The 5466-nt window shown below is 57.2% G+C and carries 5 protein-coding genes; 1 reads left to right on the plus strand and 4 read right to left on the minus strand.

Features of this window, described 5'->3' with window-relative positions:
- Positions 1 to 669 precede the first annotated feature (669 nt).
- From Q0319_RS06185 to Q0319_RS06200, 4 genes are read right to left on the minus strand one after another with little or no spacing between them, the layout of a single operon-like run.
- A complete protein-coding gene (locus Q0319_RS06185; protein ID WP_299451449.1) occupies positions 670 to 1692 on the minus strand; it encodes a glutamate cyclase domain-containing protein in 1023 nt (340 codons plus the stop codon).
- A 7-nt stretch (positions 1693 to 1699) separates the two neighbouring features.
- Entirely contained in the window at positions 1700 to 2599 is a 900-nt protein-coding gene (locus Q0319_RS06190) for an NAD(P)-dependent oxidoreductase (protein ID WP_299451450.1), read from the minus strand.
- The gene (locus tag Q0319_RS06195) at positions 2596 to 3381 is read right to left on the minus strand and encodes an MBL fold metallo-hydrolase (protein ID WP_299451451.1); all 786 of its coding nucleotides are present in this window, start codon (positions 3379 to 3381) and stop codon (positions 2596 to 2598) included. The genes Q0319_RS06190 and Q0319_RS06195 overlap by 4 nt, the downstream gene beginning before the upstream one ends.
- Positions 3382 to 3427: 46 nt before the next feature.
- Entirely contained in the window at positions 3428 to 4399 is a 972-nt protein-coding gene (locus Q0319_RS06200; RefSeq protein WP_299451452.1) for a tripartite tricarboxylate transporter substrate binding protein, read from the minus strand.
- A 116-nt stretch (positions 4400 to 4515) separates the two neighbouring features.
- On the opposite strand from Q0319_RS06200, the gene Q0319_RS06205 reads away from it, so the two are divergent.
- Complete coding sequence (locus Q0319_RS06205) at positions 4516 to 5355, plus strand: IclR family transcriptional regulator (RefSeq protein ID WP_299451453.1); 840 nt, start codon at positions 4516 to 4518, stop codon at positions 5353 to 5355.
- Positions 5356 to 5466: the final 111 nt, after the last annotated feature.

A 5466-nucleotide genomic window follows, 5' to 3' on the forward strand; every position in this document is an offset into this window, starting at 1 on the left:
GTTTAAGGCACTGGTCTTGAAAACCAGCAAGGGGGCAACCCCTTCCAGGGTTCGAATCCCTGACCCACCGCCATTTTTGCAAGTACGCGAGTTACGGCAGAACAAAGCCGATCCCCTCAACACCAATCCGCCGTACGAACCCAGGGTGATGATTGGTTGTCCTTCGGTCACTTTCTACGTTCGCGAGCGATCCTCGCTAAGGCGCCCAGATCACTAACCAGCCCAGAGATTCCACCCCTAGCGGCAGCGCTGTACTGGTCGCTGCCCGTGCCGCCCGGGCGTCCTGCCGTCGCACATACGGCTAGCCCCTGCCGGTTATAGGTGCCGATGGGAACGTGAAGGCAGCGTCAACTAGTGAGGCACAACCCAGTCTGGCTGTGTACCCAATCGATCTAAAAAGACCCAGATATTCGCTTTCGGCGCGTGCTATTACCGGACGCGTGGCTGCCGCTGCTGACAGCAGGGCAGCACACCTGCAGCGCCTGTCCTGGCAAAAGCTTGCTCGAGCTGAGTACGGTTGGAACGGGCGTCTAGCAGTGGCTCACGTCACCGAGATGACGAAGCCAATCGCAGCCGCCTGCGTCGCTTTGATAGCCGTACAAAGAAAGGATCCCACGCACGGCATTTACCGCGCGCTGCGAAAGTGCCACAGCCCTTTTTTTGCCGCCCTCAGCTACCACTTTCCAATTTCTCGGTGTCGGCCAGTCTCAGAACCTCCTGAAATAAGTGGTAAACGGCTCGGTTCGCTTTCAGGCTTACTCCGTCTACGCTGCCTAGCGCCATCCCCGTATATCCATCGAACGCACCATGCGCCAAAGGCGCACGGATACTGGCCTCAACCTCGTCCCATTCGGGCATGACATCCTCGCGACCGAGCCGCAACGCCAAAGCAGCGGCTATAGCGTAAGCGCCCCAGTTTGAAACGGACACCGGAAACAGGATGTCGACGTCTGTACCGTCGAGCAACCCCGTACTGCAGCCGCAACGACAGGCATAGCGCTCTGGCTGCCTCGCATACAGTGCTTCCCGTATTACCCCGAAGCCGATCTCATTGCCACCGTCGCCTATCCCCACTGTCAAAAGGCCATGCCGCCTCGCCTCGGCCGCCAGTACATGGGCATGGGCCACCCATTCGGCGTCCTTTTGCACGCCCGACCCATTATGAAAACGGCCTTCGCTGCTGGGCCCTGGTTTTTCAATGAAAAAAACGGCAGACCACCCTCGGGGTTGGCTCAACAAGTCATGCGCAAAAGCTTGTGCAGCAGTTGCTCCGGTAGGAAATGGCAGGCAAATCGCGCCGTTATTGCGCCTTTCCCACGCGGCACCTGCCAACAATGGCATGCCCGCGGCGCTTACCGCCGCGCGAACGCCGGGCAAGAAGCGTTCCTCGCACAACACACAACTGGGGATACCTATGGCTGCGAAAGCCCGGGCCAGCACGGCCACACCGGACGGGCCGTCCGTTTCGCCTTGCGGTAACCATTCAGGATTTCCGGTACCGGTAACGAGAATCACCGGTCCAAGACCTTCTTGGCCCAAAACGCGTTCAACAATCCGGCTGGTCAATGCCACATCACCTTGAATCTGCCGGGCACATTGATAGCGGATCTCCACACCACCTTGTTGCGCCGGGCGGTTCTTGAATTCTAGATTAGCCACCCGATCTAGATATTCGAAGTAGTAGGACGACACGCTACGCTTAGTCGTCATCGCCAAACCCCATGCGAATGTCCAACCACTGTTCCCACAGTTTGGAAATCGAAGCGTAGTCCTGCTGTCCCAGTCCTACCGCCTTGGCAATGTCATACACGGTGTGTGATGCCTGAAGGGTAAACACGGGAACGCCAAGCTCGTAGGCCAAATCCAAGATCAAAGCAGAATCCTTTCTCGCGTTATCGGTAGGCATCCCACCCTCAAAATTCTGATGCTTGATGCGTTCGCCGAAGCGATGAATGAGTGGACGCATTAGGCCAGACTCCTTTTTCATGAGCGTGTAGTAAACGCTCAACGGTATACCCGCCTTTCTCGCCAACGCGGCCCCTTCAATAAGGGTAACCATTGTCGTGTGCGCAATGGCATTATTTACAAGCTTTGCCCGCATGCCTGCCCCGGGTTCACCCAAGTGAAAAATTTCTTCTGCAATAGACGACAGAATCGGCTTCGCACACTCGAAATCCGACGGCGACGCGCCCACCAGAAAAATCGTTCTTCCCTCAGCGAGACGCTGGACCCCCCCCACGATCGCAGAATCCAAGGCACTCGCTCCGCGAGATCCCAAATGCTCTGCCATCCATGCAATGTCGGACGGGGAAACAGTGCTGGTCTCTATGACCAAGCGGCCATTTATTTCCAACTCACCCAGCGACTGGATTACCTCGCGAGAGGCTTGCGGCGTCGGCAAGGAAAGAAGAATGACCTCACACCGCCTTACAATCTCGTGCAACCCATCGACGACATCCCCACCCATTCGGGCGAAGGCGGCCATCTTGGCAGAGTCGCGATCGTAGGCAACGACGCTACGCGTCTGCAGCAAAGCCGTTGCCAGGGCACGCCCTGCATTGCCGAGTCCTACCAGACCAATAGCGTTGACTGTGCTCATTTCAGTGCATCGTTGTAAAGTGATTCGTCATGTTCGAGCCACCAAGTCGGAAAGAACGGCACCCGGCTGTTGTCCATGCTGGTCCAGGGGGTGGCAAGCTTTTTCTGAAGCAAGACGACGTGACTGTCAGCCCTGGATAGAACAAAATGCCTATGACTAGGAAGCAGTGCATCTACCTGCAAAGCGACTAGCTTGCGCACGGACTCCAGGAATTGCCGGAAATCAGTCTCAGCCGACACAGTGCCATGGCCGCCTTCTGCAAATACGGTGTCGCCACTGAAGAGCACCTTTTGCTCGCCGAGCTGCATGACAAAGGATATGGAATCCGGACTGTGTCCGGGCGTATGGATAGCACTAAGCGTCAGTTTCCCGACATGAATGCTGTCGCCGTCGGCCAATCGGCGATGCGTAACGGCCGGCTCTAGGCGCGCACCCCGCCGGGCAATATGAGTGCGGGACCATGCCGCCGTTTCCACGACTTCACATGCCAGCGAATGGCCATGAATGTCAGCGCCGGTTAGGCGTTGCCACCAGGCGCATCCGCGGGCATGATCCCAGTGCGAATGAGTCAACAATATCTGGCGGATTTTCTCCACCGGTATCCCATCTTCCCGCAAGTTCTCCAGCATCCGTTCCGGCCGAATGCCGCTGCCTGCGTCGATAAGTGCTGCTTCTGCGCCGCCATCCACGAGATAGATATGGGCATCGGTAGGATGGGAAATCCCCATTCCGCCACTGCCGACCAAATAGATCGCACAGTCTCCGTCCCGCAGGATTTTCATATCCCTCCCTCGCCTCCAGCGTTAGTTCATTGCGGTGGCATCTCACTCAGTCGACGGATGCCCCGGCCGTGCGAATCACTGCCGCCCATTTCTTCAGCTCGCTATTGATGTGCGCTGCGAACGCTTCCGGGGTGCTTGCAATCGGCGTCGCCCCATAAGAAAGCAGCTGCTGCCTGATCGCGGGCGATTGAACAATGTCCACTACAATGGCGTTCACACGACTCACGATTTCTTTCGGAGTCCCGGCAGGAAATAACAGCCCATACCACGACCCAACTTCATAACCGGGCAGACCAGCCTCCGCGACTGTAGGCAAGTCCGGTAGCGAAGGATCCCGCGTCGCACTCGTTACTGCGAGTGGACGTACCTTTCCCGCCTTGATATGCGGCATAGCACTGGGAAGCGTATCGAAAAGAACCTGGATCTCTCCGGCAATCAGGTCCACCTGTGCCGCGGCCGTTCCTCGATACGGAATGTGCAGCATCTCCACACGCGCCATCGATTTGAACAATTCGCCGGCCAGGTGGTGCGAGCTACCATTTCCAGATGACCCAAAGTTAATTTTTCCAGGGCTGGATTTGGCCATCGCAATCAAATCTTGAATTGACTGTACGGGAAGCTTGGGATTAACCAGCACCACGCTAGGAGTCGAGGCTATAAGCGTCACCGGTTCGAAGTCCTTGACTGGGTCGTAACCAGTTTTCTTGTACAGACTCGGGTTAATTCCGTGGGTTGCGACCACCCCCATCAACAATGTGTAGCCGTCTGCCTTGGCCCGAGCTACCTGCTCCGTACCGATATTTCCACCGGCACCCGCACGGTTTTCGACGACTAGGGGAACCTTGAGCGCAGCCGCCATGGGTTCTGCCAATAATCGCGCGATCAGATCACTAGTACCGCCTGCAGCATATGGAACGACAAGTCGGATAGGCTGTGAGGGGTAGGAGTCGGCTTGCGCCGCGGTTATTGGACTCGCAGCCACCAAAGCGAACGCAGCTATCGCTTTCAGGAAATTCATTTGTCTCCCTCCTTGCAGTATAGTGCATAATATGCACATCTGAATCTTCCTATGGGCAAAATTTTACAGGCGTCTCTTATTCGACTCAATCTATTCCGGAAAATTAAGTTCATATTATGAACGAAGCAGATCTTAATCAGCAGAATGTGCGCCTACCGGTGCCCACTCCCGGCAGGCTCTCGACCGGCACGCAAAGCATTGAACGCGTCGTAGCCTTACTGCGAGCGCTCATCCCCCGTAACAAACGGGGCGCAACGGCCGCTGAACTGGCCAAGGCCGCAGGCCTGGACCGGACCACGGCGCACCGCATCCTGAAGTGTCTGGCGCGGGAACAATTGCTTTCCTTCAGCCCCGACAAGCATCGCTACCAGTTGGGCCCTCTCGCAGCCGAACTGGGTGCAGTCGCCTCGGAAACATTCGATCTCGTGGGGCTGTGCCGCCCGACGCTGGCCCGCATTGCTGACGACGTCGGCGACACTGTGTTCCTTATGGTGCGTCGTGGCGACGACGCTGTATGTGCCGACCGGGTATCAGGCGCGTATCCGGTAAAGACCTTTGTTGTCGATGTTGGCGTGTATCGGCCTCTTGGAATCGGTGCAGGCAGCATGGCGATTTTGTCTGCCCTCCCTCCAGAGTCAGCTGCACTGCTGCTCGAACACAACCAGGCTCGGTATACCCGGTACACGCCAAATTTGAGCGATCTCAGACAACTGATGGAAGAATCCCGAAAACGGGGTTATGTCGTCATGGATGTCATAGACGTTGAAGGCGTACGCGCCGTTGGAATGGCGGTGATGGTGCGCGACCGGCCGATTGCAGCATTGAGCATCGCTGCCATATCTATGCGCATGACAGAATCGAGGGTGACACAGCTCGCCGCCCTGCTTCGCCGCGAAGCGACTGCATTGGGCAAAATGCTCGAGCGGCGCATGAATGTGCAAGACTGCGCCGCTTAGCCGCCAAGACGAAGGTCCCGAAGCGACCCTAAATCACCGCCTCGATCAAAAACGGCCCCTTGCGCGCCAGCGCCGCACGCAGCAAGTCGACGAACCGGCCCGCATCCTCTG

Source organism: uncultured Pigmentiphaga sp. (assembly GCF_937950555.1).
Taxonomy (GTDB): domain Bacteria; phylum Pseudomonadota; class Gammaproteobacteria; order Burkholderiales; family Burkholderiaceae_B; genus Pigmentiphaga.

What these genes read in the sequence shown, in the direction of transcription:
- Q0319_RS06190 (WP_299451450.1), bottom strand. Translation starts at nt 2,599, where the DNA reads ATGAGCACAGTCAACGCTATTGGTCTGGTAGGACTCGGCAATGCAGGG.
- Q0319_RS06195 (WP_299451451.1), bottom strand. Translation starts at nt 3,381, where the DNA reads ATGAAAATCCTGCGGGACGGAGACTGTGCGATCTATTTGGTCGGCAGT.
- Q0319_RS06200 (WP_299451452.1), bottom strand. Translation starts at nt 4,399, where the DNA reads ATGAATTTCCTGAAAGCGATAGCTGCGTTCGCTTTGGTGGCTGCGAGT.
- Q0319_RS06205 (WP_299451453.1), top strand. Translation starts at nt 4,516, where the DNA reads ATGAACGAAGCAGATCTTAATCAGCAGAATGTGCGCCTACCGGTGCCC.